Origin of the sequence: Ruicaihuangia caeni (assembly GCF_040536845.1) — a bacterium.
In the GTDB taxonomy this organism is placed as follows: Bacteria; Actinomycetota; Actinomycetes; order Actinomycetales; family Microbacteriaceae; genus Ruicaihuangia; species Ruicaihuangia caeni.
On record NZ_CP159582.1, the window covers coordinates 1,920,974 to 1,943,249 of the forward strand.

The following is a 22,276-nucleotide window of genomic DNA, read 5'->3' on the forward strand; positions in this document are numbered from 1 at the left end:
ACTCACTTCTCGGGTGCTGGCCGCACTGCGCCCGGCACCACCGCGTGGTGCTCGATGGCGAGCTGGTCGGCGAGATGGCAGAACGCTTCTACCGCAGGGCGGCCGTCGTCGGCCCGGCGTGCCACCGCGACCGACGAGTAGCTGGCGTCGTGGAGCGGCACGAATGTCACGCCCGGATGCCGGTGATACCGCGCCGACGTCGCGGGCACCGTGTCGACCACTCGCAGATAGGCCACCGCCGCGAGACCCTCGCTGATCGACCGCATCTCGGCGCGAGGGCGCCCGGCACCCTGCCATGGGTCGCCACAGGTCCAGAAGCTGCGCCACGGGTCGGGCACTCCGGTTCCGGCGAGCACGAACGGCTGCTCGGCCAGATCCGCGACCGAGATCGCGTCGGCGTCGGCGAGTTCGTGCCGCGCTGGCAGCGCCGCGAGCCGCGGCTCGTCGAAGAGGGGAGTGAACGCGACGTCGTCTCGGTCGCACAGTGGGTGGAGGATCGCCACGTCGACGACCCCGTCGAGCAACTCGTCGAATTGGCGTGTCATCGACAGCTCGTGGAACACGAGCTCAATGCCGGGCGCAGCGCTGCGGTAGGCATCGACGAGCAGCGGAGTGAACTCGCCGGCGCCTGCGCCGAACATGCCCACCCGCAAGACCCCGGAGTGCCCATCGGCGATGGAGCGCACATCCTCCTGCAGCACCGCCAGATTCGCGAGCACCGTGCGCGCGTGCTCCAGGAACCGAGTGCCGGCCTCGGTGGGAGTGGAGCCGGCTGGGGTGCGGTCGAACAGGCGGACTCCGAGCTCGCGCTCGAGTTGCGCGATCTGCTGGCTGAACGCCGACTGCGTGATGTAGGCGGCCTGCGCCGCCCGACCGAAGTGCCGATGCTCGTCCAGCAGCACCGCGTAGCGCAACTGCCTGATCTCCATCACCGCAGCCTAGTGATTCCCGTACTTGCTGCATATGGTCCCGGAACGGCCCGGCGGTGCCTCCACTAGACTCATGCGAGTCCGCCTCTGTAGCTCAATGGAAGAGCAGTTCCGTCCTAAGGAAAGGGTTGGGGGTTCGAGTCCCTCCAGGGGCACTCATGTGATGAGTCGGGACATAGGTCTCGGCTGAGTCGCGACATGTGTCACGTTCAAGAGCCCAGGCCATTGGCTGGGCTCTCGTTGTTGGTCGTTGCGAGTAGGTCAAGTCACAGCCTCAGTCGAGACCGCGGAACTCGCCCCGCACTAGACCCGGGTGGATTCAGCCCCGTCTGTGTCAGCCGGTTCCAGGGTCGAAACCTCCAGCTTCGGGCGGTTGGCCGCGCGGAGTCGGCCGGTGAGCGCACTGCGCAGGCCGCGCGTGATGAGGGTGAACCAGTTGAGCCCGTTGTCCCCTTCTCCGTACAGGTTGACGAGGTCGCCGAACCCTTGCTCCAGGAAGATCGGTAGCGCCATCCGCGAGCCGTGGAAGGTCCCGATGACGTTCGTTCGGACCACCCTGGTGAAGTCATCGATCGGGGTGCTCGCGGTCGGTCCGTAGACTCCGGAGATGCCGGCGTTGTTGACCCAGATGGACAAGCTCCCGCGGGCGCGGGCATGATCTCGTAGCGCTTCCACGTCTGCGAGAACGGTGATGTCGCAGGTCACACCGGTGACGTCGAGGCCTTCGGCTCGCAGGGTGTCGATGGCCGCGTTGACGTGAGTTTCGTCGCGTGAGGACACGACCACGGTGGCGCCGCTTCGACCGAGTACGCGCGCCATCGCTAGGCCAAGGCCGCGGGTGGAGCCGGTGATCACGGCGACCCGGCCTGCGAGCTGAGATCCTCTCGGGTCGACGTCCCCAGCTGACGGCGATGTGGCAATGCCGGACATCGCACCTCCCGCCGCGCAGATCCAAGAATCGTGGCTCGATCGCCCGTATGCCGACCCTAGGCTCGGCGGCCTCCTGGCGTGCAGGACTTTGGGCCCGCAGCAGCGGCGCTCGCCGGCCGATGCGAGGACGTTCTCCTCTCGCGTCTCGGAGTCCGTGCCGCGAGTGCTTCCATCTACGAGGTCGAAGGCCGCGAACGAGAAGCGTCCTCATCCGAACCCGACCCGTCATCGCGCGGCAACCTGCCCGTCACTGCATTCCGCAACCGGTGATCTCGCCCCGCACCAATTCGCGGAATGTCTGCTCGACCTTCGAAGTTCGGCGATTGACAGTGCTTCGGCGCTAGAGGCGTCTGCTTGACAGGCTAATGACATTAGCCATAGTCTCCACGCTGCGGGAGGGAGCCTTCCGCCCAGTGACAGCAGCGCTCGCCATGAGGGGAGCCTGGCGTTCGGCGCGTGGCGCCCGTCGCGAGCAAAGGAGCCGACTGAAGAGATGTCCACCACGATCGCCTCACCGCGTACCCACGACCGTGCCTTGCCCTACACCGTCCGTCGAGTGGTCGCGATGCTGCTCCTTCGCACCGTGCTGTTCGCGCTGTTCCAGGCGATCATCGCTGGGGCTCTCGCTCTCGGCGGCGCCGACGATCCTCTCGCGGCGTCGGCCGCGTGGTGGCCGCTGGCGGCATCCGCTGCGAACCTCGTGAACCTGGGTGTGCTGGCTCGGCTCGCTCGACTGGAGGGCTGCGCCCTGCGCTCCATCTACGTGCCCCAGCGCGCGACCTGGAAGCGCGACGTGCTCACGGCACTCGGCGCGGTCGTCATCGCCGCGCCGGTCTCCATGGCGCCCAACCTGGGGCTGGCCACGCTGCTCTTCGGCGACCCGCAGGTCGCGCTCGACATGTTCGTGCAGCCGCTGCCCCTGTGGGCCGCCATCGCCAGTGTCGTGCTGTTTCCCATCACGATCGCCCTGACTGAACTGCCTACCTACTACTGGTACGTCCAGCCCCGACTGACCGCGCTGGCCGGTTCGGCCTGGGTCGGTGTGATCGCGGCGGCGTTCTTCCACGCAGTGCAGCACGCGGCGCTGCCGTTCATCCTCGACCCTTCCTTCCTGCTGTGGCGAGCGCTGATGTTCCTGCCCTTCGCGCTCCTCGTCGCCCTGGTGATCCGCTGGCGGCCGAGCGTGCTGCCGTATCTCCTGGTGGTCCACTTCGCGATCGATATGCCCGTAGCGCTCATGGTCTTGAGCGCCTGACGCCGCGACTCACCAGCCCTAGCGGCCGCCTTCGGCCTCGACGCGTGGCGAGCCCTGCTCGGCAATGGCGGCAGACAGCCACTCGAGCACCTCTGCGCCGTGCGAATCGAGCAGGGAGATGTGGCCGTCGTCCTGCGTCACGGTGAGGCTCGCGCCCGGCACAGCCGTCGCCAGCCAGCGGGCGGCGTGTGCGGGCACATTGGTGTCGGCCTCGCCGTGCCAGATGCCGAGTGGGCCGCCGGCAGCGGTGGGCCTGAAGCCCCACGGTCCCGCAACCAGTTGCAGATCCCGCAGCGCACCGGCCGTGCCCTGCCGAAGCGCATCCCGCAGGAACGCGGCGAACGGCTCCGCCGCGCCTGGCCGGTCAGCAACGGCGCGGTCGGCCGGCGGCATGCCCTTGCCGGTGGCGGCGATCATCTTTGCCGGGTTCTTGGTGCCCCAGCGCATGAAGGCCAGGCCGGCGCGAGTGAGCCCCGGCATCCTGGTCGACATCGTGATGATGCGGCTCACATCGGGTGAGCGGCCCTCGGTGATGCCCGGCACGTCGGCGGGCCCCACACCCGAGACGATCAACGTCGCTGAGACACGGTCGGCGCACACCATGCGCGCGGCGAGCGCCGAGGCTGCGCCGATCGAATAGCCGCACAACCCGAACCGCTCGATGCCCAGCACTGACGCAGCGTCAGCCACATCGCTGCCCCAATCGAGCAGCGTTCGACCCGCCTGGGGAGTGGAACCGCCGATCCCGGGCCGATCGAGGGCGATGAGCCGGATGCCGGCCGAGCGCGCGTGAGCATCGAGACCGAAGAACCGGGTCTCAAGCTTGCTGCTCGGGGCGCCGTGCGTGTGGAACACCGGATGCCCCTGCGGGTCTCCGAGGTCGAGGTAGGTCAAGAGCCGGCCATCGGGCAGCGTCAGCGTCGCTTCGGTCACGTGCTTAACGTAGCGACCAGAAAGCCTCGATGCGGTCGGCCGCGACTGACGCGCCGCGCTGTCTGCGCAGACGTTCGCCTGTCAGCGCTGCCGCCTGAACCACCGAGGTGTCGCCGAGCATATGGAGCACTGTCGCCCGGATCAGCTCTGGCGCTGCCCTGCGGGGCAGCGTCCGTCCGACACCTGCCGCCTGCACGATGCGACCGACCATCCGCTGGTCTGAGATGAGGTTCATCGGCAGCACCAGCACCGGGATGCCGTGGGCGAGCGCCTTCAGCGTGGTGGAGTGACCGCCATGGCCGATCACGAGATCGACCTCTGGCAGCAGCTCCGCGTGCGGTGCGCGCCCGAGCACCTGCACGCTCGAGCCGCCCCACAGCTCGCTCTCGATCTCGGCGCCCCCTGTCGTGACAATGGCGCGAACGGGGGAGTCGGCGAGCGCCGCGATGATGCGCCGGTACGCGTCGGCCTGGCCGCGGATCCAGGCAGAGCTCAAGCTCACGAGCATGACCGGCATCGCTCCTGCTTCGCGCGGTGCCGGTGGCGCGCCGATCTCGGTCGTCCCCGTCCATTCGAACCGGATCCCCTTGAGATCGCGGCTGAAGTCGCGGCGTGACGCAGGGTCGAGCTCGGGGTCGGTGGCCAGCAGTCGCGCGTCGGCTCTTGCCCAGAGCGAGACTGCCCGAAGGCGAAGCAGCCGGGATGCCAGATCGATGGGGCCGCGCATGAACCACCGCTGCCAGAACGCGCCGAACGAGTGGAAGAGCGCCGCTGTTGGAACGCCGCTGCCCAGCGCTTCGCGCAGCGACGAGAGCATCGCGCAGTCGACCACGACCGCGTCGGGGCGGCGACTGTCGAGCAGCGAGCGCACATCCTCGGCCACGTGCGGGCCGATCGTCAAATGGCGAAGCGCGGCGAGTTGCCCGATCGAGCCGCCCGGATCGGTCAAGTCGTCATGCGCGAGAGCGGCGAGAGGCACTCGCTCGACCGACGCCTCGAGCGCACCGGAGTCGCGCGGCCGCACGCCCGCGAGCGTCACCTCATGCCCCCGACCGGCGAGCTCATTGGCGATCGCCAGCGCCGGTGGCACGTTCCCGCCCGCGTCTGCACTGATCATCAGCACGCGCCTGGGCGACATGCGCACAGTGTAAAGAGAGGCCGCGGAGCCGCACAGGTGTGCCCGGCGTCTTCCACCGCGCTGCGCCGACTCGCTAAACCGCGCAAACCCGTGCTGCCTGCCTGGAAATCGATGGCCTGGCGCTTACAGTGGCTGCGTGTGGCGCGCCGAGAGAACTCCCGATGAACCTGCGGCGGGCGATGCCGCGACGGAGGTCGAACACATGCACCCACGCGACGATGGCCGCGTGCCCGACACGTCAGACGAAGGCGACCGAGAGCCGATGACGGATGCCGGCCGAACCCGAGCGCCGTGGGCGCCGCCGCCTGGCCCCGCGAGTGCCGACTCAGCGCCGCGCCTCGTGGAACCTCACGAGCATGTGAGCGCGCAACCCGTCGGCTTGTCGAGTGACGCTGACGGAGCGCCGTCCGAACTCCAACTCCGCACTGACGAGTTCCTCGACGAACCCGAGCCGCAGCCCACCGAACGCGAACGCTGGCTCCAGCAGCTCGCAGGCCTTGGCGGGCGCAACCCGCTGCTGCACTTCGATGACGCTCCCGGCACCCGCATCGAATTGAGCGTCACGCACCCCGGCGGTCTCGCCCAGTTCATCACCGGGCAGACGACACTGCTCTCCAGCCTCATCCGAGACGAGGTGGCTCTTCGCGGAGCGAAACTCGCCGCCGACGCGATCGTGACGAAGGGCGCAGAGCTCATCGCCGCCCGCGGAATCGACGCCGTTCACCTCGGGATCGCCATCGCCGAGTGGCAGCACCAGGGCGTCGACTATCGCGCACCGGTGCTCATCCGACCCCTCGCCATCCGTCGGCACGGTCGCGACTTCGATGTGCGCCTCCGCGGTGAGGCGGTGCTCAACCCCGCCTTCGCGCGCGCCATGCGCGAGCACTTCGGCATCGTGCTCGACGCCGCGGCCTTCGTGCGCCTTGCACACGACGACGGCACCTTCAAGCCGAACGCCGTGATCGATCGCCTTCGCGGCCTCACCAGCCACCTCGAGTGGTTCAACGTGCGGCCGCGCCTCGTGGTCTCGTGCTTCGTCGAGGTCGCCGAGCCCATGCGCGCGGATGCCGCCGGTCACCACCACCCCGTGCTCGACGCGCTCGCCGGAGACGCCGACGCGCGCAACATCATCGCGGGCTCCCGCGCCTCCTCGGCCATTCTGAGTGCCGACGAGCGCGAACCTGCGACCGATGTGCTGCTGCTCGACGCCGATGCCGAGCAGGAGCAGGTCATCGCCGAGATCGCCGCGGGCAACTCGGTCGTGGTGAAGACGCTCCCCGGCACCGGTGGAACGCAGACCATCGTCAACGCGCTCGGCGAACTCGTGCGTCGTGACAAGCGAGTGCTCGTCGTGAGCCCTCGCCGCGCCACCGTCGACGACATCGCAGCGCGCTTCGACAGCATCGGTCTTCCGGGCGTCGCTGTCGCGCCGCGGAGCCTCCGCCGCGACATCGTCCGCAGCATCAGCCGAAACGAGAAGGCCAGACAGCCGCAGATGAGCGAGGTCGACGAGGCACTGGTGCGCCTGCGCACGGTGCTTCTCGACTATCGCCGTGCGCTCAGCCGGCCCGACCCGGTGCTCGGCATCAGCGTGCTCGACTGCGTCACGGAGCTGAGCCGGCTCGCCCTGCTCCCTGCGCCGCCCTCGACGACCTCTCGACTCAGTCGCCGGGCGGTCGAGCGGCTCGCGGAAGGCCGCCAGCAGGTGGCCGAGACCATGGTGGCCGCGGCATCCCTCGGGGAATTCAAGTACGGTCCGGGCGACTCGCCCTGGTACGGCGCGCAGTTCACAACTGGCGACGAAGCAGCCAGAGCCCACGCGCTGGCCGGGTCGCTGCACCGCGAATCGCTGCCGAGGCTGCTCGACCGCGCCGGCGCGGTGATCGGCGCCACTCGCATGCGACCGTTCGAGAGCATCGCGGAGCTCGGCATCTACCTTCGGCTGCTCACCGATCTGCGCGAGACGCTCGACAAGTTCCAGCCCACGGTGTTCGACCGTCCTCTCACCGAGCTGATCGCCGCTACCGCGCCGCGCCGCGAGGCGCCCGAGATGCCGGGCACCAGCCGGCGCCGGCTCAAGAAGCTCGCTCGTGAGTACCAGCGGCCGGGCGTGTACATCGCCGATCTGCACTCGGCGTTGACCCGCATCCAGCAGCAGCGAGTGCTGTGGCAGCGCTACGTGGCGAGCGGCACCACGCCTGAAGTCCCCACCGGGATCGCCGACCTGCAGGTGGCGTACCAGCAGGTGGTGCAAGACCTCGCGCTCCTCGACGGGCCGCTCGGTTACCGGGAGGGCGACCAGCTCGCCGAACTGCCGCTCGAGCAGTTGCGCGAACGCCTCGAAGAGCTCGCGGCCGAGTCGGATGTGCTCAACAACCTGCAAGAGCGCACCGAGCTCATGACGACGCTGCGCGACCTCGAACTCGACCCGCTCATCGACGACCTCGCCGCTCGCCACGTGCCCGACTCGCAGGTGGCAGCCGAACTCGAGCTCGCGTGGTGGCAGTCCGCGCTCGAGTCGCTGCTCGAGGCCGACCGCGCACTGCTCGGCGCGAACACGCCCGTGCTCGACCGGCTCGAAGCCGACTTCCGTCTGGTCGACGAGGCGCATGCCGCCGGCAGCGCCCAATTGCTCGGGTGGCGTCTCGCCGAGGACTGGAAGCTTGGAATCGCCGACTGGGTCGACGAGGCCGAACTGCTCAAGCGACTGCTGCGCCGCGGCGAGCTCACCGCATTCGACCTGCAGACGAATGCTCCGCATCTGTCTCGCGCGGTCGCCCCCGTGTGGCTGGCGAGCCCGTACGAGGTGCACGACATCGCCGACACGATGCCCTTCGACACCGTGATCCTGGTCGATGCGGGAGCGATCACGCTCGCTGAGGCGATCGGCGCGATCCGCCGCGCCCGCCAGGTCGTCGCGTTCGGCGACCCGGTCACCCAGACACCCGCGCCGTTCACCCTCGCGCTCGAGCAGCAGGGAACAGCGGATGCCGAGGCATCCGTCTCGCAGTCCGGCTCACCGATGCACGCCCAGCACGCCCAGCACGCCGCGGAGGGCGACCTCGACGCACTCGGCAGCGGCGAGTCCGCAACTGACGCCGCGGCCGAATTGCACGCCGATTCCGCGCTGGCACGGCTCGGCCAGGTGCTGCCCACGCTCTCGCTGACGCGCAGCTATCGCGCCGGGGGCGAAGACCTTGCCGAACTGGTGAACCGACGCTTCTACGCCGGGCGCATACAATCGCTGCCCTGGGCCGGAAGCTTCCTCGGGCACGGCAGCCTGACGCTCGACTACCTCGACGACGGCACGGGCCTGCCAGATCCCGACAGCGGAGCGGTCGAGAGCGTCGACGCCGAAGTGGATCACGTGGTCGATCTCGTGCTGCACCACGCCGCCACGAAACCGAACGAGTCGCTCATGGTGATCACCGCGAGCGACCGCCACGCGTGGCGAGTGCAGCAGGCGTTGCTCTCAGCGGTCGCCGAACGCAACGACCTGATCGAGTTCGTGCTCGGCGATCGCCCCGAGCCCTTCCAGGTGCTCACGGTCGAGCAGGCCGTCGCGCAGAGTCGTGACCGCGTGATCTTCTCGATCGGCTACGGGCGCACGCCGCACGGTCGCGTGCTCAGTGACTTCGGCGCACTAGGCGAGCCCGGGGGAGAGCGGCTGCTCGCCATCGCCATGACTCGCGCTCGACGTCACCTGAAGATCGTCACGTGCTTCAAGCCCGATGACATCGAAGAGGGCCGCATGCGCCACGGCGCGATCGCGCTCGCGGAGATCTTGAACGAGGTCAGCGCCCGCTCCGCCGAAGAGCCGCTGCCCGACGACCGTGACCCATTGTTGGTCGACCTCGCGCGCCGGCTCGAGAAGCGCGGACTCACCGTCGCGCTCGGTCACCGCGGAAAGCTGGGGCTGGTCGCCGCGCATGGCGGTCGTTGCATCGCAATCGACACCGACTCCGAACTGCACAAGCACACGCTTCGAGAGTCGCTGCGGCTGCGCCCTGAGATGCTGCGTCGCCTCGGCTGGCACTACGCGCGAGTGCATTCCTTCGAGCTCTTCAGTGATCCGGATGCCGTCGCCGATCGCATCAGCGAGACGGTCGGTGCGCCGGCGCTCCAGCCAGCAGCGCCGACGAGTCAGACGGCCGGCGTCTCTTCGCCGGAATGAACAGCACGAACACGGTCTAAGCGATGCCCGCGCACGATGCTCCTCAATCCGGTGACTCGCCGATGCCTGAGTCGCCGGGCTCGCGACCGGAGTCGGACGACTCCGCGAGCCCCCAAGTCAATCGGTCGCGCAAGCCGAGACGCGTGCGCACGGAACCGCCGCCCGGATCGGACCCGTCGCCACTGCCCGAGCCGTCGCGTCACCGCGACGATGAGAACGACGCTCGCCTGCGCGGTGACAAACCTCCGCACTGGGGTTGAACTGGCGGCATCCGTCGAGGTGCCCGGCCGTCACGCGGACGGACGCTGACTGCGTCGGAGCTGGACGCCGAGTAGCAGTCAGCCCTGCCGGCCGTCCCCGCCGGTGCGGCTTGCGAGCAGGTCGCGGATCTCGGTGAGCAACTGCAGCTCGCTCGGCGGGACCTCTTCGTCGGTCGCGCCGGCCTTGCGCTTGGCATCCGCAGCGGCTTTCAAGTGGTTGATCGGCATGACCAGCACGAAGTACACCACCGCAGCGACGAGGAGGAACTGGATCACCGCTGCGACGACCGCTCCGAAGGCGAGATCGGCGGTGCCGCCGTCGGTGGTCGGGATCGAGACGACCCACATGGTCTTCAGGCTCTCGGCATTGAACAGGGCGCCGATCGCCGGGTTGAAGATGCCCTCGACCAGGGCGTTCACGATAGCGGTGAACGCGGCGCCGATGACAACGGCGACCGCGAGGTCGATCACGTTGCCGCGCATGATGAACTCTTTGAACCCTGCGAACACGTCTCCTCCTTCAGATCGTGCGCGGGGAGCCCGCGCGATCAGCTTGCAGCGCTGGCGCTGCTCGATGCGCCTGAGGCCGACTTCGACGAACTCGAACTCGAGCTCGAGCCCGAGCTCGATCCGGAGTCCGACGACTTCGACGACGAGCCCGTCGTGGCACGAGAGTCGGTGCGGTAGAAGCCCGAGCCGTTGAACGTGACCCCGACAGTGTTGTACAGCTTGCGCAGCCGGCCCTGGCAGCTCGGGCAGACGGTGAGCGAGTCATCCGTCATCGACTGCTGGATGTCGAACGAGTTGGCGCACTCGGTGCAGCGGTACGAGTAGGTGGGCACTGGATTCCTCGGCAGTTCAGAACGTGATGATTTCCGATGGCGTGACGACCCCGTCGACCGCTTGGTCGTGCAACTCGGTCGGCACGCGCTCGACAACCTCGTTGTCGAATACCACAGCATAAGACGGGGGACGCTGATCCATCGATCCGAGCGTCTTGTCGAAGTACCCGCGACCCCAGCCCATGCGCATTCCGGAGCGATCGATCGCGGCGGCGGGCACGATGATGAGATCGACCTCGTTGATCGCCATCGGGCTCAGCACCTCGGTCGTCGGTGCAGGCATGCCGAAGATGTCGGCATCCTCCACCCCGTCGTCGAAGGGCGCCCAATCGAGCAGCCCATCATTGCGCGAGATGGGCAGCAGCACGCGGATGCCGTGCTCCGACGCCCACCGCAGAAACGGCCTCGTGTCGGGCTCGTCGGATGCCGAGAGATAGGCCGACGCGTGCTTCACGCCGAGCCGGGTGCTCAGGTCGATGAGGTTCCGAGTGATCCCAGCGGTCGCCTGCTCGCGTTCGCGGGCGGTCATGATTCGACGCCGCTCACGCAGCTCGGCCCGGAGTGCGCGCTTCGCGTGACTCGGATCTTGCGACATGAACCCGAGTCTATTCGCGGCACCCCCTATACCCTGTACCGCATGGTGTTCCAGATAACGAAAGCCGTGATCCCCGCCGCCGGCCTGGGCACGCGATTCCTGCCCGCCACCAAGGCCATGCCCAAGGAGATGCTGCCCGTCGTCGACAAGCCCGCGATCCAGTACGTGGTCGAGGAAGCGGTTTCTGCCGGACTCCACGATGTGCTCATGATCACGGGCCGCAACAAGAACGCGCTCGAGAACCACTTCGACCGTCAGGGAGAGCTCGAGGCGCGCCTTCAGCACAAGGGCGACACTGAGCGCCTGGCTCAGGTCGAATGGGCGAGTCACCTCGCTGATATGCACTACGTGCGTCAGGGCGACCCGCTGGGGCTTGGTCACGCGGTGCTGCGGGCGAAGATGCACGTCGGTCGCGAGATGTTCGCCGTGCTCCTCGGCGACGACATCATCGACCCTCGCGACGTGCTGCTGAGTCGCATGATCGAGGTGGCGGCGGAGAAGCACGCCACCGTGGTGGCGCTGCTCGAGGTCGACCCATCGGTGGCGCACATGTACGGCGTCGCGACCGTCGAGCCGAGCGACGCCGATGACGTCGTGCGCATCACGGGGCTCGTCGAGAAGCCCCCGGCCGGTACAGCGCCGTCGAACCTCGCTGTGATCGGACGCTATGTGCTTCGCCCAGAGGTCTTCGACGTGCTCGAGCAGACTCCTGCCGGCAAGGGCGGCGAGATCCAATTGACCGATGCTCTCCAGGCCATGTCGACCGCGCCGGATTGGACCGGCGGCGTCTACGGCGTCGTCTTCAGGGGCCGTCGCTACGACACGGGCGACAAGCTCGACTACATCAAGGCGATCGTGCAGCTCGCCGCCGACCGCGATGATCTCGGCGGTGAGTTCCGCTCGTGGCTCAAGGAGTTCACGGGACGAATCGGCGACCGCGTCACCGAGCCGGTCTCCTCGCAGACCGGTGCCATCCCGGTGCAGCGGCTCTCGACCCACACCGGCGCGATCCCCGTGCAACGGAACGGTGGATCACGGCCGGATGCCGGGGGTGCCGCGGCTTCGCCGATCAGCGCCGACGAAGCCGACCAGTCCTCGGTCGAAGCGGCGCTCACGGATTAGGCTTCGACCACCAGGATTCGCCGAACGCGGTCACCGCCGCCAGACCCGTGCGGCGGTGACCGCCGACGCAGGCTTCGAGTGACGGAGGGAACCGGGCACGATGGCCGTGATGCCGCCCCTGGCGCCGACGTTGAGCGACGGAGACATCACCATCCGGCAGATCCGCTTGCGTGACGCGCGGGTGCTCGAGCGCGAGTTGCGGGCGAACCGGCACTGGCTGCGCAAGTGGGAGGCGAGCACGCCCGGCGGTGGCACGGTCGTCGACGCGCGTGCCGGCATCCGATCGCTGCTGTCGAACGCGCGGGCCGGCTCGGGACTGCCATTCGTGGTTGAGTACCGGGGCGAGGTCGTCGGGCAGCTGAACGTGTCGCAGATCACCTACGGGTCGCTGTCGACCGCGACGATCGGCTACTGGGTCGCAGAGCGAGTCGCGGGCCGCGGCATCACTCCCACCGCGGTGGCTCTGGCCACGGATCATTGCTTCGCCTCGGGCATCCACCGGATGGAGATCTGCATCCGGCCCGAGAACGCCGCGAGCCTGCGGGTGGTCGACAAGCTCGGGTTCCGCTATGAGGGGTTGCGGCGGCGCTATATCCACATCGACGGCGATTGGCGTGACCACTTCTGCTTCGCGCTCACGGCCGAAGAAGTGCCCTCGGGTGTGCTGCGCCGCTGGCGCGAGGATCGTGCGCCGGCCGACGCCTCGGCAGTCCCAGAAGCAGATCGCGCCGCGGCGGCGACGCCACTGCCTCGCGGCCTCTGACAGGCTGCGGAACGGCGGCGAACTATCCTCGGTTCCCGCGTGCCGTCACCTTCTCGGGGCGGGCTGGTCGTAGCGTAGGCGCATGGACCAGACCGGCTTCGGCACAGCCGTCATGCTCGCCATCGCGGCGGTGCTGTGGCTCGTGTATCTCATGCCGAGTTGGGTGCGCCGGCGCGAGTATCTCGCAACCGAGCGGAACGCGGTGCGCCTTCAGCAGACCCTTCGAGTGATGGCCGAGACCGCTGAGACTCCGGCGCAGGTGCACACCGAGGCGCAGCTTCGCGACATCGCTGAACAGGAGCGCCAACTTCGTCGCCTCGAGAAGCAGCGGCGTGAGCTTGCGAAGGCGCGCGAGGCCGAAGCGGCGGCGGCTGCCGCGCGAACGCTCTCCTCATTGCAGCCGGATGCCGCCGCATCCGCGGCGCGCCGCCGTTCGCGTGCGACGCGAGCCGTGGTCTCGCTGGTGATGCTTGTGTCGCTGGTCGTCGGTGGCGCGCAGAGTGTCAGCGCTGCCGCTGCCGGTACCCTCTCGGCCGGTGCGCTCCTGGTGCTCGCGGTCTCGACCGGTGTATTCCTCGGAGGAATGGCGGCGCATTCCCGCCTCACCGCGGTGAACCGGGCTCGCACAGCCCGGGCCCGTTCGACGCAGGCCGCGTTCGGCGACCGTCCCGCCCCGCGCGTCTACGACGCGGGCGAGGAATCGGTCGACGAGTCGCTTCGCCCCGCCCGCGAGTGGACCCCCGTGCCGCTGCCGAAGCCCCTATACCTCTCGAAGCCCCAGGTCGAGACCCCCGCCATGGCGGAGCGCGACCTCGTGGCCGAGGTGAAGGCCGAAGTGCGTGCCGCCGTGCAGGCCGAGGTCGAGGCGCAAGTGCGCGCCGAGGCGGAGCAGCGCCAGGCCGACCTCGTCGCGGCGCACGCCGAGCCCGAAGTCGTGCCGATCAACGATGCGGCCCGCAGCCGATTCGCGCGCATGGGCGTGATCGATGACATCGAGCGCCCGGTCACCGACATCGACGCGGCGCTCCGTCGACGTCGCGCGTCGGCCGGCTGACGCCGCACGCAGTTCTCACGCGTCGAAGGTCGGCGTACCGTTGCCGTATGGGCAGCGATGCCGAATACGAGACGGATGCCGGCGACCCGGCGTGCTGGCTCGATCTCGTCTGCCCCGCATGCGGACGGGTGATCGAGGAGTATCCGCACGAGTGCCTCGCCGCGCGCTGAGCCCTGGCAGATGCGGCCGCGCCCAGGAACCCCTGCCGTCTCCTAGACGCCGCTGGGCAGGAGCTCCGACAGAAGCTGCTGAACTCGCTGCTTGATGTCGTCGCGCACTTGACGGACGATCGCGATGTCCTTGCCGGCAGGGTCGGTCAGGTCCCAGTCCTCGTAGCGCTTGCCGGGGAAGATCGGGCAAGTGTCGCCGCAACCCATGGTGATGACGACGTCGGAATCCAGAACTGCCTCGGTGGTGAGGATCTTGGGCGAGTTGTTCGCGATGTCGATGCCCTCTTCCGCCATGGCCTCCACCGCTACCGGGTTGAGCTGCTCCTTCGGCTCAGACCCGGCCGACAGCACTTCCACCCTCCCGTTTGAGAGCTCGCGCATGTACCCGGCGGCCATCTGCGACCGGCCGGCGTTGTGCACGCAGACGAATAGCACGGTAGGTCTGTCAGTCATCTCGTCCTCGTCTCACTCGACCCCAGAAGCATAGACGGCCGTCTATGGAGCGTCGGCGGAACAGGAGCGGAGTTCATGCACCGTTCATCTTGCGGTCTGGGCGCAGAACCGAGCGCGGTTCGGGGCACCGAGCCAGTCCGGCGATCGGAGCGACGCACGTAGGCGCCGCTCTCAGCAACAAGCCGGAGCGGGGGCGGTCAGAGGCGCCGGCGAGCGTGTGATGACCACTCTCGGCTTGCGGCGATTCCTCTTGATCTGTCGCGCTAAGGAGCTGGCAACGAGTTGCGCGTGCTCCTGGCGGTGGATTGCGATCCAAGCATCCGCGTTGATCCCGAACATCGGGGCATCCTCTCCATCGACGGTGATCGATGCTCCGAGTATCCAACGCTATATCGACGTCTGTCAATGCATGAGCTAACATTTTCACGTGGCCGTTCAGAATCTCCTTCCCGTGATCGATGTCGTCGCCTGCTGCGCTCCGCTGACTCGCGAGACGTTGAGCGCGGAGCAGGCCGAGGACCTCGCGCGATCGTTGAAAGCGCTTGCAGATCCTGCCCGTCTGCGGCTGATCTCAATGGTCGCCGCTTCGAAGGACTCCGAAGCGTGCGTCTGCGACCTCACCGAACCGCTCGGCCTCAGCCAGCCGACGGTGTCACACCACTTGAAGGTGCTCACGGATGCCGGGTATCTGACCCGCAGCCAACGCGGCACATGGGCTTACTACCGTCTCGTTCCGGGGGCCCTCGACTCGATCTCGCGGTTGCTGGTCAACGCGTGACGGTGGCGCTGCTCCGTCGACTGTCTTCAGAGTTCCTCGGGAGCGCGCTGCTCACTGCGATCGTGGTCGGTTCCGGCATCGCTGCGCAGACGCTGTCGCCGGCGGATGCCGGGCTGCAACTGCTTGAGAACGCGCTGGCCACGGCGCTGGGGCTGTTCGTGCTGATATCGGTGTTCGCTGGGGTGAGTGGAGCGCACTTCAATCCTGTCGTCTCGCTCGCCGACACGGCGTTCGGGCTCAGGCCGTGGCGCGACACTCTTGCGTACATCCCGGCGCAGACAGCGGGTTGCATCGCCGGGGCGATTCTCGCGAACGCCATGTTCGAAAGGTCGGCCATCGCGTGGAGTGGCAACGACCGGCTCACTGAAGCCCACTTCCTCGCCGAAGTCGTCGCCACGGCGGGTCTCGTGATGGTGATCTTCGCGCTGGCTCGTTCCGGGAAGTCGGCGTTCACCGCTCCCGCGGTGGCGGCGTACATCGGCGCCGCCTATTTCTTCACGAGTTCGACCAGCTTCGCCAATCCCGCCATCACCGTCGGCCGGATGTTCACCGACACGTTCGCGGGGATCGCGCCGGCCTCCGCCCCCGGTTTCATCGGCGCCCAGTTCCTCGGGGGTCTGCTCGGCTATGCGCTGGTCCGGTTCTTGTTTCCGAAGCGCCATCCGCACGAGCAGGTGCAGCGCCGCATCGAAGCGCCCGCCGTATCCAGGCAGGGAAGCGATGCCGAGGAACCGCTGACTGCGCGAGCCTGAATCCCTCACAACTGAAGACCTGACAACAAGAGCCCGGACGATGGCCGGGCTCTTGAACGTGACACATGTCGCGACTCAGCCGAGACCTATGTCCCGACTCATCACACGGTGGACCTAAGGGGATTCGAACCCCTGACCTCCTCGTTGCGAACGAGGCGCGCTACCAACTGCGCCATAGGCCCTTGAACGGAGATCTACGTTACCACCATCGGCTGAGCCGCTCGGCACGCGGCAGCTGAGGGCGCGGCGCAGAGCGCGGTCGTCGAGCGGACCCGGGCGCACGCGCCGCGTACCCTCACTCGCGCTCGTCCTAGCGGCTCGCTCGCGCACCCCACTGGTCGAGCATGTCGTCGAGCCCCGCGACGAGCCGTTCGAAGCTGCGGTCGACGTCGTGCGGCATCCCGAATCCACCGGCCGCTTCGAGGGCGACGAAGCCGTGCAGAGAAGCCCGCACCGCGCGAACGGCGTCGATCGCGTCGTCGCCCGTGAGCCCGTACCCGCTGAGCGCGCCGATCACGATCTCGACGGCGCGCGCGCCCGCGTCGACGGCTGCGGCGTCATCGGCGTCTGCAGCGCGCAGTGTCGCCGAGTACCGGCCGGGATGCCGGCGCGCCCAGTTGCGGTACGCGTTGGCGAGGGCGCGCAGCGCATCACCACGCGCCACCCCGACCGCGGAGGCAGACAGTGCGTCGGCGAGTTGGCCCTTCGCCTGCGCCTCGATGGCGCGGTGCAGTGCGTCGAGCCCGTCGACGTGCTTGTACAGGCTGGGGACTCGCACCGAGAGGCGCGCGGCAAGCGCGGCAAGGGTGATGCGCTCGAGGCCCAGTTCGTCGGCCAGATCTTGGGCAGCGTCGACGACGCGTTGCCGGGTGAGTCCCGCCCTAGGCATGGTCGGTGACGCGATTTGCGAACTCGACGAGCAGTGGCCCCACGAGGTCGGGGCGCTGTGAGTGCGGGTAGTGGCCGGCATCCGGGATCATGGCGACGTCTCCGCGCAGGGCGTCGGCGACCCACGTGGCCTCTTCGTGCGGGGAGGCGAAATCAGGGTCGAGGTCTCCCATGACGACGAGCGTCGGCGTCTTGACCCGGGGGAGCGCCGCCTCGGCCGGTGCGTGACTCGTGAGCATGGTCTGCGAGATCGCCCGGGCATGACCAGGACGACGGATGCCGTTGATCACCGCCGCCGCGTAGGTGGCGAAGTCGCTCGGCTTCGCGCCGGCGTTGAGCTTGGGGTAGTAACTCTTCCAGGTGGCTGCGACGAAGGAAGGGCGGGTGAAGAACCGCATGACCGCCTTGGTGGCTGCGCTCACCTTGCCATCGCGCACGAACGGTCCCAGCAGGGCGAGCGCCGAGACCGACTCGGGGCGCTGAGCAGCCACGAGTGCACCGATCGCCGCGCCCATGGAGTTGCCGACGATGAGGGCGGGCCCGCCGAGCCGGTCGATGAGTGCGGCCACGTCTGCCGCGTTCGCCTCGTCGTCGTAGCTCTCGAAGGTGGTGTCGCTGTCACCGTGCCCCCTGAGGTCGACGGTCGCGACCCGGTAGCCGGCCGCGACCAATTGAGGCGTGAGGTGGCGGTAGCTCGAGCGCAGGTCGGCCATGCCTGGCACGCACACGACGAGGGGGCCTTCGCCCTCGACTTGATACGCGATGCTGCCGCCGGCCGTTTCGAGTCGCTGCAGGGCTGGAGTGTTGGTCATAGCCCAGAGGCTAATGCCATTAGCCTGTGATGCGCAAGCCTCAATCTCCACCCTCTTCGTCGACCCATTCGTTCCCTTGAGGAACGAGGATGCCGCCGCCGCCCGTCGCGGCCGCCACCAGCGAGGCGAGCTCGTCCTCGTCTCCCGCAAGGCTCAGCGTGACTGCGGCTCCATACTGCGCGCCCAGCACGTCGATGTCGCGGGAGCGCAACTCCGCTTCGACCCGTCCGGCATCGGCGTGAGGCAGTTCCAGTGCGAAGCGCGAGCGCAGCACTCGCCGCACGAAGCCCGGCGCGGTGCTCGCCTGTTCGATGGCTGAGCTCACGGCATCCGAGTACGCCCGTGTCAGGCCGCCCGTGCCCAGGAGCACGCCGCCGAAGTACCGTGTGACCACGGCGACGCAGTCGACCAGCGCGGCGCCGGTGAGCGTGTCGAGCATCGGCGCTCCTGCCGTGCCCGACGGCTCGCCGTCGTCGTTGGAGCGTCGCACCTGGTTGGTCTGGTCGGCACCGACCACGAACGCGGTGCAGTGGTGTCTTGCATCGGGGTAGCGCTTTCGCACCCGCTGGATCGCGTCGCGGGCGGCTTCCTCGGTGTCGACGCGCTCCAGCCGCGTGATGAATCGGCTTCGGCGCACTTCGATCTCGGTGTCGACGTGGGCGCCCACGCCTCCTCGCAACGTCCACCCGGCCATGCGTCCATTGTCCGCCATGCGCTCCCGCGGCGATCAGCCTCGCGAATCGTGGGATGCGGCGTGCCGACATCCATGCCGCGCGAGGCTGCATGCCGTCATCCGAGATCCGCGCGACAATGGGAGGGATCGTGAGCAGAAGGGAGTGGCGGTGGCCTGGTTCCCGTGGCGTCGGCGGTTGAAGCGCAACCGGCTGTTCAAGCCCTATGACACCCGGAATCTGCCCGAGCCCGAGCTTCCCACCCTCGAGACGGCGTTCGAGGACGGCTTGCTCCTGGCCGAGTACGCAACCCGCATGGCGGTCAAGAACCGCATCATCGTCGACACGATCCAGGGCGGCGACCACTTCGATATCGATCGGTTCCTGCCGGTCGCGCGCGAGCAGTATCTCGAGATGGCGAGTGAGTCGGAGTTCGCGGCCGACCGCATCGAAGAGGCGGTCAGCAAGGCGAAGCTTCGCGAGGGCGACGCGCGCCACGCGCACGACTATCGCGTCGATGACGTGCGGCCGCTCGCGCTCCGCGCGCGATCGTCGCGCAAGCTCGCCGAGACACTGCGGGAACGCGCCGACGACGAGGAAGCGCTTCGCGACGTGATCGAGCAGGCGAGGGCCGACGCTTGGCGCGACGTGCGGGCCGCACTGAACACCGTGCTCGACTCAGTGGCGGGGATCGTGGCGTGGAACGACGACTACGAAGCGGAGCGCCCCGCCCGAGTTCGACGCCTGGTCGACGAGGATCTCGCGAAGCTGAAGCGCGAGGTGCGGCGCCGCTCGGATGCCAAGCGCGACCCGTTCGCGCGCCACGCGGCGCAGGGGTGACGTCGGCGGTGCTGCCTGGTCGGGCTCAGAGCGCCGGCGCCCAGCACGCCGTACTCAGAACGCCGCGCTCAACACGCACTCAGTGCAAGGCGTCACAGCCCAATCAGTGAGCGCCTAGAGCGACCGCACCACTCGAGCTGGGCTTCCTACAGCGACGACGTTCGCAGGAATGTCGCGCGTGACCACCGACCCCGCACCGATCACCGAGTTGTCGCCGATCGTGACGCCGGCCAGCACGATCGCGCCGCCCCCGATCCAGACGTTGTCCCCGATGGTGATCGGCTCGGCCGATTCCCACCCGGCGGCGCGCACCGCCGGGTCGAGCGGATGCGTGGGCGTCAGCAACTGCACGCTCGGACCGAGCTGACACCGCTCGCCGATGGTGATCGGCGCCACATCGAGCGCGGTGAGGTTGTAGTTCGCGAAGGTGCCGGCACCCACGAAGAGCCTGCTGCCGTAGTCCACATACAGCGGCGGCCGGATCTGGGCCCCCTCGCCGAGTGCACCGAGCAGCGACGCGAGCGTCTCCCTTGCTCGCACGGCATCCGACACGAACTCCTCCGCGTAGCGCCTCGTGAGGGTGATCGCCCGCTGCGTGGCCTCCGCGAACGCCGGCTCGTCGGCGATGTAGTGATCGCCGGCCAGCATCCGTTCGTAGTTGCTGCGCCGGTCGGCGGCATCCGGGAGTATCGCGCTCGAATCGCTCACCGCATCACCGTAACGGGCGCTGCGCGACGTGACGGCGCTGGCCTGCTCGAACGCCCGCCCTCAACCGCGCGGCACAACGGTCAGTACGCGCACGATGAAATCGTAGAACGACTCCATGAACCCCCTGAGGAATGCCTCGGTGCCCTCGTTCGTGATCTCGCCGTCGTCGGTGATCAGCCCCTCGGTCATGTGAATGTACGCCTCAGGCGCGTTCATCTGCGGCGAATCGCAGAACGACAGCACGCTCTTCAGGTTCTGCTGCGCCACAGCGGTTCCGATGAGGCCGGGAGACGCGCCGATGACGGCCGACGGCTTGCGCGCCAGAGCGTTCTCGCCCCACGGCCGGCTCGCCCAGTCGATGGCATTCTTCAGGCCGCCCGGAATCGCGCGGTTGTACTCGGGCGTGACGAAGAGGATCGCGTCTGACTTCGAGATGGCCTGCTTGAACTCGCGAGCCACCGGAGGGTAGTCGGGGTCGTAGTCCTGGCTGTACAACGGCAGTTCGCGAATCGGGATCTCGTGGAACTCGAGCTCCGGTGGCGCCACCTTGAAGAGTGCTCTCGAGAGCCGCCGATTGATCGACGTGCTCGACAGGCTTCCCACGAAGTACCCCACGGTGTACGGCGGTTCGTGTTCGATGATCGACGCCACGATGTTCTCCCTCAGTCCTGTGGATGGGTATCAATCCACCATCCGTTGGGGGCTAGGGGTTTTCCAGGGGAGGATGCCGGGAGTTTGCCGCATCCGACGTGCTTGCGAGTGCCTCCGGCTCAGGGGCGAGGGTCGACGGCGTCGTAGTGCCGGAACGTCGGCTGCAGTCGCATCGCGAGGGCGATCAGCGCGATGATCAGGAGGCCGCCGAGCAGCGGTGGGAACCACAGCACGGTGAGAGCGGTCAACACGCCGATGTACAGATCGCCTACGCGGGGGCCGCCGGCGACGACCACCGTGAAGATGCCCTGGAGCCGGCCCCGCATGTTGTCGGGCACGGCGGTCTGCAGCATCGTCGTGCGGAAGATCGCGCTGACGTTGTCAGTCGCTCCCGACAGGGCCATCATCACGGATGCCGCGACCAGCGCGGTCGCGTCGACTCCTCCGCCGCGGGGCGCACCGCCCTGCATCACCGCGATCGCGACGACGACGCCGAACCCCGCGATGCTCGTGCCGTATCCGGTGATCGCCCACCCGATCGCGATGCCATGGCGGCGGATCGTCCCCAGCCGGCCGGAGACGAGGCTCGACAGCAGCGCGCCCACGGCCCCGGCTGCGGTGAGCACCCCGACCGTGACCGCTCCTCCGCCGATGGCGAGCACCCCCACCGCAGGGAACAGCGCGTGGGGTCGGCCGAACGTCATGGCGATGATGTCGACGATGAACGACATGCGGATGTTCGGTGCATGCCGCAGGAAGCGCAGCCCCTCGCGGATCGACTCGAGCCCGGGCTTGTGCCTCGCGCCCTCGGGCACGACCGCGGGCAACGTCACGATTCCTGCGAAGGCCGCAGTGAAGAGCAGCACGTCGACGGTGTAGGTCCAGGCGAAGCCTGCGGTGGCCACCAGCACACCCGCGAGCGCCGGGCCGACAGTCACCATCACCCCGAACGATGCGCCCTGCAGCGCGGATGCTGCGGGGAGCAGGCGCGCGGGCAGCAGCCGCGGAAGGATCGCCTGGCGAACCGTTCCAATGACCGTTGCGGCCACGGACGTGAGTGCGGTGAGCACGTAGAACGGCCAGATCTCAGTGGTCTCGAGCCACGCGGCGGCGGCGATGCCGGCGGTCGAGAGCCACGCGACGATCGCGCCGATGAGCGCGAGACGTCGCCGATCCATCGCATCGGCGAGCATGCCGCCGTAGAGACCCGCGATGATCATCGGCACGAGCGCCACCGTGCCGACCATGCCCACGGCGAACGTCGACCCGGTCAACTCGTAGATGTGCAGGCCGACCGCCACGACCGTCATCTGGCTGCCGATGCCCGCGATCGCATTCCCCACCCACAGGCGCGCGAACGCCGGGCTCTCTCGCAGCGGCGCGAGATCCATGAGGTGCGTGCGGGCAGAGCGAGAGATGGGTGTGCCTATCGACGAGGAAGCAGCAGTGCGGACCCCGAGCGTAGGTCCCGATCGCCAATCGTATCGGCGGCGCTGCTCGTCGCAGTCGTGCTGGCCAGTGCGTCCTGCTCAGCGGGTCGAGGGGCGGATGCCGACCG

The 22,276-nt window shown here is 68.4% G+C and carries 23 protein-coding genes and 2 tRNA genes; 10 read left to right on the forward strand and 15 right to left on the reverse strand.

The window, feature by feature from the left end:
• Window positions 1–2: 2 nt before the first annotated feature.
• Window positions 3–929 carry a LysR family transcriptional regulator gene (locus ABV606_RS08915; protein ID WP_353987430.1) on the reverse strand — a complete coding sequence of 309 codons (927 nt, stop codon included), beginning with the start codon at window positions 927–929 and terminating at the stop codon, window positions 3–5.
• A gap of 83 nt (window positions 930–1,012) precedes the next feature.
• Between ABV606_RS08915 and ABV606_RS08920 the strand changes: the two genes are divergently transcribed.
• Window positions 1,013–1,084 (forward strand) — tRNA-Arg (locus ABV606_RS08920).
• Between the two features lie 148 nt (window positions 1,085–1,232).
• Here ABV606_RS08920 and ABV606_RS08925 read toward each other — a convergent pair.
• On the reverse strand, window positions 1,233–1,859 hold the full coding sequence (locus ABV606_RS08925; protein ID WP_353987431.1) for an SDR family NAD(P)-dependent oxidoreductase: 627 nt from the start codon (window positions 1,857–1,859) through the stop codon (window positions 1,233–1,235).
• A 493-nt stretch (window positions 1,860–2,352) separates the two neighbouring features.
• On the opposite strand from ABV606_RS08925, the gene ABV606_RS08930 reads away from it, so the two are divergent.
• Window positions 2,353–3,114, forward strand: a complete 762-nt coding sequence (locus tag ABV606_RS08930; RefSeq protein WP_353987432.1) for a hypothetical protein — start codon at window positions 2,353–2,355, stop codon at window positions 3,112–3,114.
• Between the two features lie 18 nt (window positions 3,115–3,132).
• On the opposite strand, the gene ABV606_RS08935 is transcribed toward ABV606_RS08930, so the two are convergent.
• Together ABV606_RS08935 and ABV606_RS08940 are read right to left on the reverse strand one after the other, a co-directional pair.
• Window positions 3,133–4,047: an alpha/beta fold hydrolase gene (locus tag ABV606_RS08935; protein WP_353987433.1), complete on the reverse strand. Its 915-nt coding sequence runs from the start codon at window positions 4,045–4,047 to the stop codon at window positions 3,133–3,135.
• A 4-nt stretch (window positions 4,048–4,051) separates the two neighbouring features.
• Entirely contained in the window at window positions 4,052–5,185 is a 1,134-nt protein-coding gene (locus ABV606_RS08940) for a glycosyltransferase (protein ID WP_353987434.1), read from the reverse strand.
• Window positions 5,186–5,447: 262 nt separating this feature from the next.
• Here ABV606_RS08940 and ABV606_RS08945 point away from each other — a divergent pair, with 262 nt between their 5' ends.
• Window positions 5,448–9,359, forward strand: coding sequence for an AAA family ATPase (locus tag ABV606_RS08945; protein ID WP_435415549.1), 3,912 nt, complete (start codon window positions 5,448–5,450; stop codon window positions 9,357–9,359).
• Window positions 9,360–9,697: 338 nt separating this feature from the next.
• Here the strand turns inward: ABV606_RS08945 and mscL are convergent, their stop codons facing one another.
• From mscL to ABV606_RS08960, 3 genes are read right to left on the reverse strand one after another with little or no spacing between them, the layout of a single operon-like run.
• On the reverse strand, window positions 9,698–10,129 hold the full coding sequence (gene mscL / locus ABV606_RS08950) for a large conductance mechanosensitive channel protein MscL (protein ID WP_281488572.1): 432 nt from the start codon (window positions 10,127–10,129) through the stop codon (window positions 9,698–9,700).
• Between the two features lie 38 nt (window positions 10,130–10,167).
• On the reverse strand, window positions 10,168–10,461 hold the full coding sequence (locus tag ABV606_RS08955) for an FmdB family zinc ribbon protein (RefSeq protein ID WP_353987436.1): 294 nt from the start codon (window positions 10,459–10,461) through the stop codon (window positions 10,168–10,170).
• Window positions 10,462–10,477: 16 nt separating this feature from the next.
• Window positions 10,478–11,056, reverse strand: a complete 579-nt coding sequence (locus ABV606_RS08960; protein WP_281488574.1) for a 5-formyltetrahydrofolate cyclo-ligase — start codon at window positions 11,054–11,056, stop codon at window positions 10,478–10,480.
• 42 nt (window positions 11,057–11,098) lie between these two features.
• Between ABV606_RS08960 and galU the strand changes: the two genes are divergently transcribed.
• The 4 genes from galU (at window position 11,099) to ABV606_RS08980 (ending at window position 14,165) form a co-directional block, all read left to right on the forward strand.
• Window positions 11,099–12,178 carry a UTP--glucose-1-phosphate uridylyltransferase GalU gene (gene galU / locus ABV606_RS08965; RefSeq protein ID WP_353987437.1) on the forward strand — a complete coding sequence of 360 codons (1,080 nt, stop codon included), beginning with the start codon at window positions 11,099–11,101 and terminating at the stop codon, window positions 12,176–12,178.
• A 109-nt stretch (window positions 12,179–12,287) separates the two neighbouring features.
• Complete coding sequence (locus ABV606_RS08970; protein WP_353987438.1) at window positions 12,288–12,941, forward strand: GNAT family N-acetyltransferase; 654 nt, start codon at window positions 12,288–12,290, stop codon at window positions 12,939–12,941.
• A gap of 82 nt (window positions 12,942–13,023) precedes the next feature.
• Complete coding sequence (locus ABV606_RS08975) at window positions 13,024–13,995, forward strand: hypothetical protein (protein WP_353987439.1); 972 nt, start codon at window positions 13,024–13,026, stop codon at window positions 13,993–13,995.
• Between the two features lie 47 nt (window positions 13,996–14,042).
• Window positions 14,043–14,165 (forward strand): hypothetical protein, encoded by a 123-nt coding sequence (locus ABV606_RS08980; RefSeq protein WP_281488578.1) that lies wholly within the window; start codon window positions 14,043–14,045, stop codon window positions 14,163–14,165.
• 42 nt (window positions 14,166–14,207) lie between these two features.
• Here the strand turns inward: ABV606_RS08980 and ABV606_RS08985 are convergent, their stop codons facing one another.
• Window positions 14,208–14,618, reverse strand: coding sequence for an arsenate reductase ArsC (locus ABV606_RS08985; protein WP_281488582.1), 411 nt, complete (start codon window positions 14,616–14,618; stop codon window positions 14,208–14,210).
• A gap of 427 nt (window positions 14,619–15,045) precedes the next feature.
• Between ABV606_RS08985 and ABV606_RS08990 the strand changes: the two genes are divergently transcribed.
• The gene (locus ABV606_RS08990) at window positions 15,046–15,396 is read left to right on the forward strand and encodes a metalloregulator ArsR/SmtB family transcription factor (protein ID WP_281488583.1); all 351 of its coding nucleotides are present in this window, start codon (window positions 15,046–15,048) and stop codon (window positions 15,394–15,396) included.
• Between the two features lie 2 nt (window positions 15,397–15,398).
• Entirely contained in the window at window positions 15,399–16,148 is a 750-nt protein-coding gene (locus tag ABV606_RS08995) for an MIP/aquaporin family protein (protein WP_353987440.1), read from the forward strand.
• Window positions 16,149–16,257: 109 nt separating this feature from the next.
• On the opposite strand, the gene ABV606_RS09000 is transcribed toward ABV606_RS08995, so the two are convergent.
• The 4 genes from ABV606_RS09000 to ABV606_RS09015 all read right to left on the reverse strand — a co-directional run bounded on the left by ABV606_RS09000 (window position 16,258) and on the right by ABV606_RS09015 (window position 18,542).
• Window positions 16,258–16,330 (reverse strand) — tRNA-Ala (locus ABV606_RS09000).
• Window positions 16,331–16,458: 128 nt separating this feature from the next.
• Entirely contained in the window at window positions 16,459–17,037 is a 579-nt protein-coding gene (locus ABV606_RS09005) for a TetR/AcrR family transcriptional regulator (RefSeq protein ID WP_281489381.1), read from the reverse strand.
• Window positions 17,030–17,848 carry an alpha/beta fold hydrolase gene (locus tag ABV606_RS09010; RefSeq protein ID WP_281489380.1) on the reverse strand — a complete coding sequence of 273 codons (819 nt, stop codon included), beginning with the start codon at window positions 17,846–17,848 and terminating at the stop codon, window positions 17,030–17,032. Before ABV606_RS09010 ends, ABV606_RS09005 begins: the two co-directional genes overlap by 8 nt.
• 40 nt (window positions 17,849–17,888) lie before the next feature.
• Window positions 17,889–18,542, reverse strand: a complete 654-nt coding sequence (locus ABV606_RS09015; RefSeq protein WP_281489379.1) for an IMPACT family protein — start codon at window positions 18,540–18,542, stop codon at window positions 17,889–17,891.
• A gap of 148 nt (window positions 18,543–18,690) precedes the next feature.
• Here ABV606_RS09015 and ABV606_RS09020 point away from each other — a divergent pair, with 148 nt between their 5' ends.
• The gene (locus tag ABV606_RS09020; RefSeq protein WP_281489378.1) at window positions 18,691–19,359 is read left to right on the forward strand and encodes a hypothetical protein; all 669 of its coding nucleotides are present in this window, start codon (window positions 18,691–18,693) and stop codon (window positions 19,357–19,359) included.
• Between the two features lie 114 nt (window positions 19,360–19,473).
• Here the strand turns inward: ABV606_RS09020 and ABV606_RS09025 are convergent, their stop codons facing one another.
• The 3 genes from ABV606_RS09025 to ABV606_RS09035 all read right to left on the reverse strand — a co-directional run bounded on the left by ABV606_RS09025 (window position 19,474) and on the right by ABV606_RS09035 (window position 22,109).
• Complete coding sequence (locus ABV606_RS09025; protein ID WP_281489390.1) at window positions 19,474–20,007, reverse strand: sugar O-acetyltransferase; 534 nt, start codon at window positions 20,005–20,007, stop codon at window positions 19,474–19,476.
• A gap of 120 nt (window positions 20,008–20,127) precedes the next feature.
• On the reverse strand, window positions 20,128–20,718 hold the full coding sequence (locus ABV606_RS09030; RefSeq protein ID WP_435414928.1) for an NADPH-dependent FMN reductase: 591 nt from the start codon (window positions 20,716–20,718) through the stop codon (window positions 20,128–20,130).
• A gap of 119 nt (window positions 20,719–20,837) precedes the next feature.
• Window positions 20,838–22,109, reverse strand: coding sequence for an MFS transporter (locus ABV606_RS09035; RefSeq protein ID WP_353987441.1), 1,272 nt, complete (start codon window positions 22,107–22,109; stop codon window positions 20,838–20,840).
• Window positions 22,110–22,276: the final 167 nt, after the last annotated feature.

Excerpts from the sequence above, each read along its gene's own strand:
- ABV606_RS08975 (WP_353987439.1), top strand. The coding sequence starts at position 13,024 with ATGGACCAGACCGGCTTCGGCACAGCCGTCATGCTCGCCATCGCGGCG.
- ABV606_RS08945 (WP_435415549.1), top strand. The coding sequence starts at position 5,448 with ATGACGGATGCCGGCCGAACCCGAGCGCCGTGGGCGCCGCCGCCTGGC.
- ABV606_RS09005 (WP_281489381.1), bottom strand. The coding sequence starts at position 17,037 with ATGCCTAGGGCGGGACTCACCCGGCAACGCGTCGTCGACGCTGCCCAA.
- ABV606_RS09015 (WP_281489379.1), bottom strand. The coding sequence starts at position 18,542 with ATGGCCGGGTGGACGTTGCGAGGAGGCGTGGGCGCCCACGTCGACACC.
- ABV606_RS09025 (WP_281489390.1), bottom strand. The coding sequence starts at position 20,007 with ATGCTGGCCGGCGATCACTACATCGCCGACGAGCCGGCGTTCGCGGAG.
- ABV606_RS08980 (WP_281488578.1), top strand. The coding sequence starts at position 14,043 with ATGGGCAGCGATGCCGAATACGAGACGGATGCCGGCGACCCGGCGTGC.
- ABV606_RS09035 (WP_353987441.1), bottom strand. The coding sequence starts at position 22,109 with ATGGATCTCGCGCCGCTGCGAGAGAGCCCGGCGTTCGCGCGCCTGTGG.
- ABV606_RS08930 (WP_353987432.1), top strand. The coding sequence starts at position 2,353 with ATGTCCACCACGATCGCCTCACCGCGTACCCACGACCGTGCCTTGCCC.
- galU (WP_353987437.1), top strand. The coding sequence starts at position 11,099 with ATGGTGTTCCAGATAACGAAAGCCGTGATCCCCGCCGCCGGCCTGGGC.
- ABV606_RS08925 (WP_353987431.1), bottom strand. The coding sequence starts at position 1,859 with ATGTCCGGCATTGCCACATCGCCGTCAGCTGGGGACGTCGACCCGAGA.
- ABV606_RS09010 (WP_281489380.1), bottom strand. The coding sequence starts at position 17,848 with ATGACCAACACTCCAGCCCTGCAGCGACTCGAAACGGCCGGCGGCAGC.
- ABV606_RS08985 (WP_281488582.1), bottom strand. The coding sequence starts at position 14,618 with ATGACTGACAGACCTACCGTGCTATTCGTCTGCGTGCACAACGCCGGC.
- ABV606_RS08960 (WP_281488574.1), bottom strand. The coding sequence starts at position 11,056 with ATGTCGCAAGATCCGAGTCACGCGAAGCGCGCACTCCGGGCCGAGCTG.
- ABV606_RS08940 (WP_353987434.1), bottom strand. The coding sequence starts at position 5,185 with ATGTCGCCCAGGCGCGTGCTGATGATCAGTGCAGACGCGGGCGGGAAC.
- ABV606_RS08970 (WP_353987438.1), top strand. The coding sequence starts at position 12,288 with ATGCCGCCCCTGGCGCCGACGTTGAGCGACGGAGACATCACCATCCGG.
- ABV606_RS08915 (WP_353987430.1), bottom strand. The coding sequence starts at position 929 with ATGGAGATCAGGCAGTTGCGCTACGCGGTGCTGCTGGACGAGCATCGG.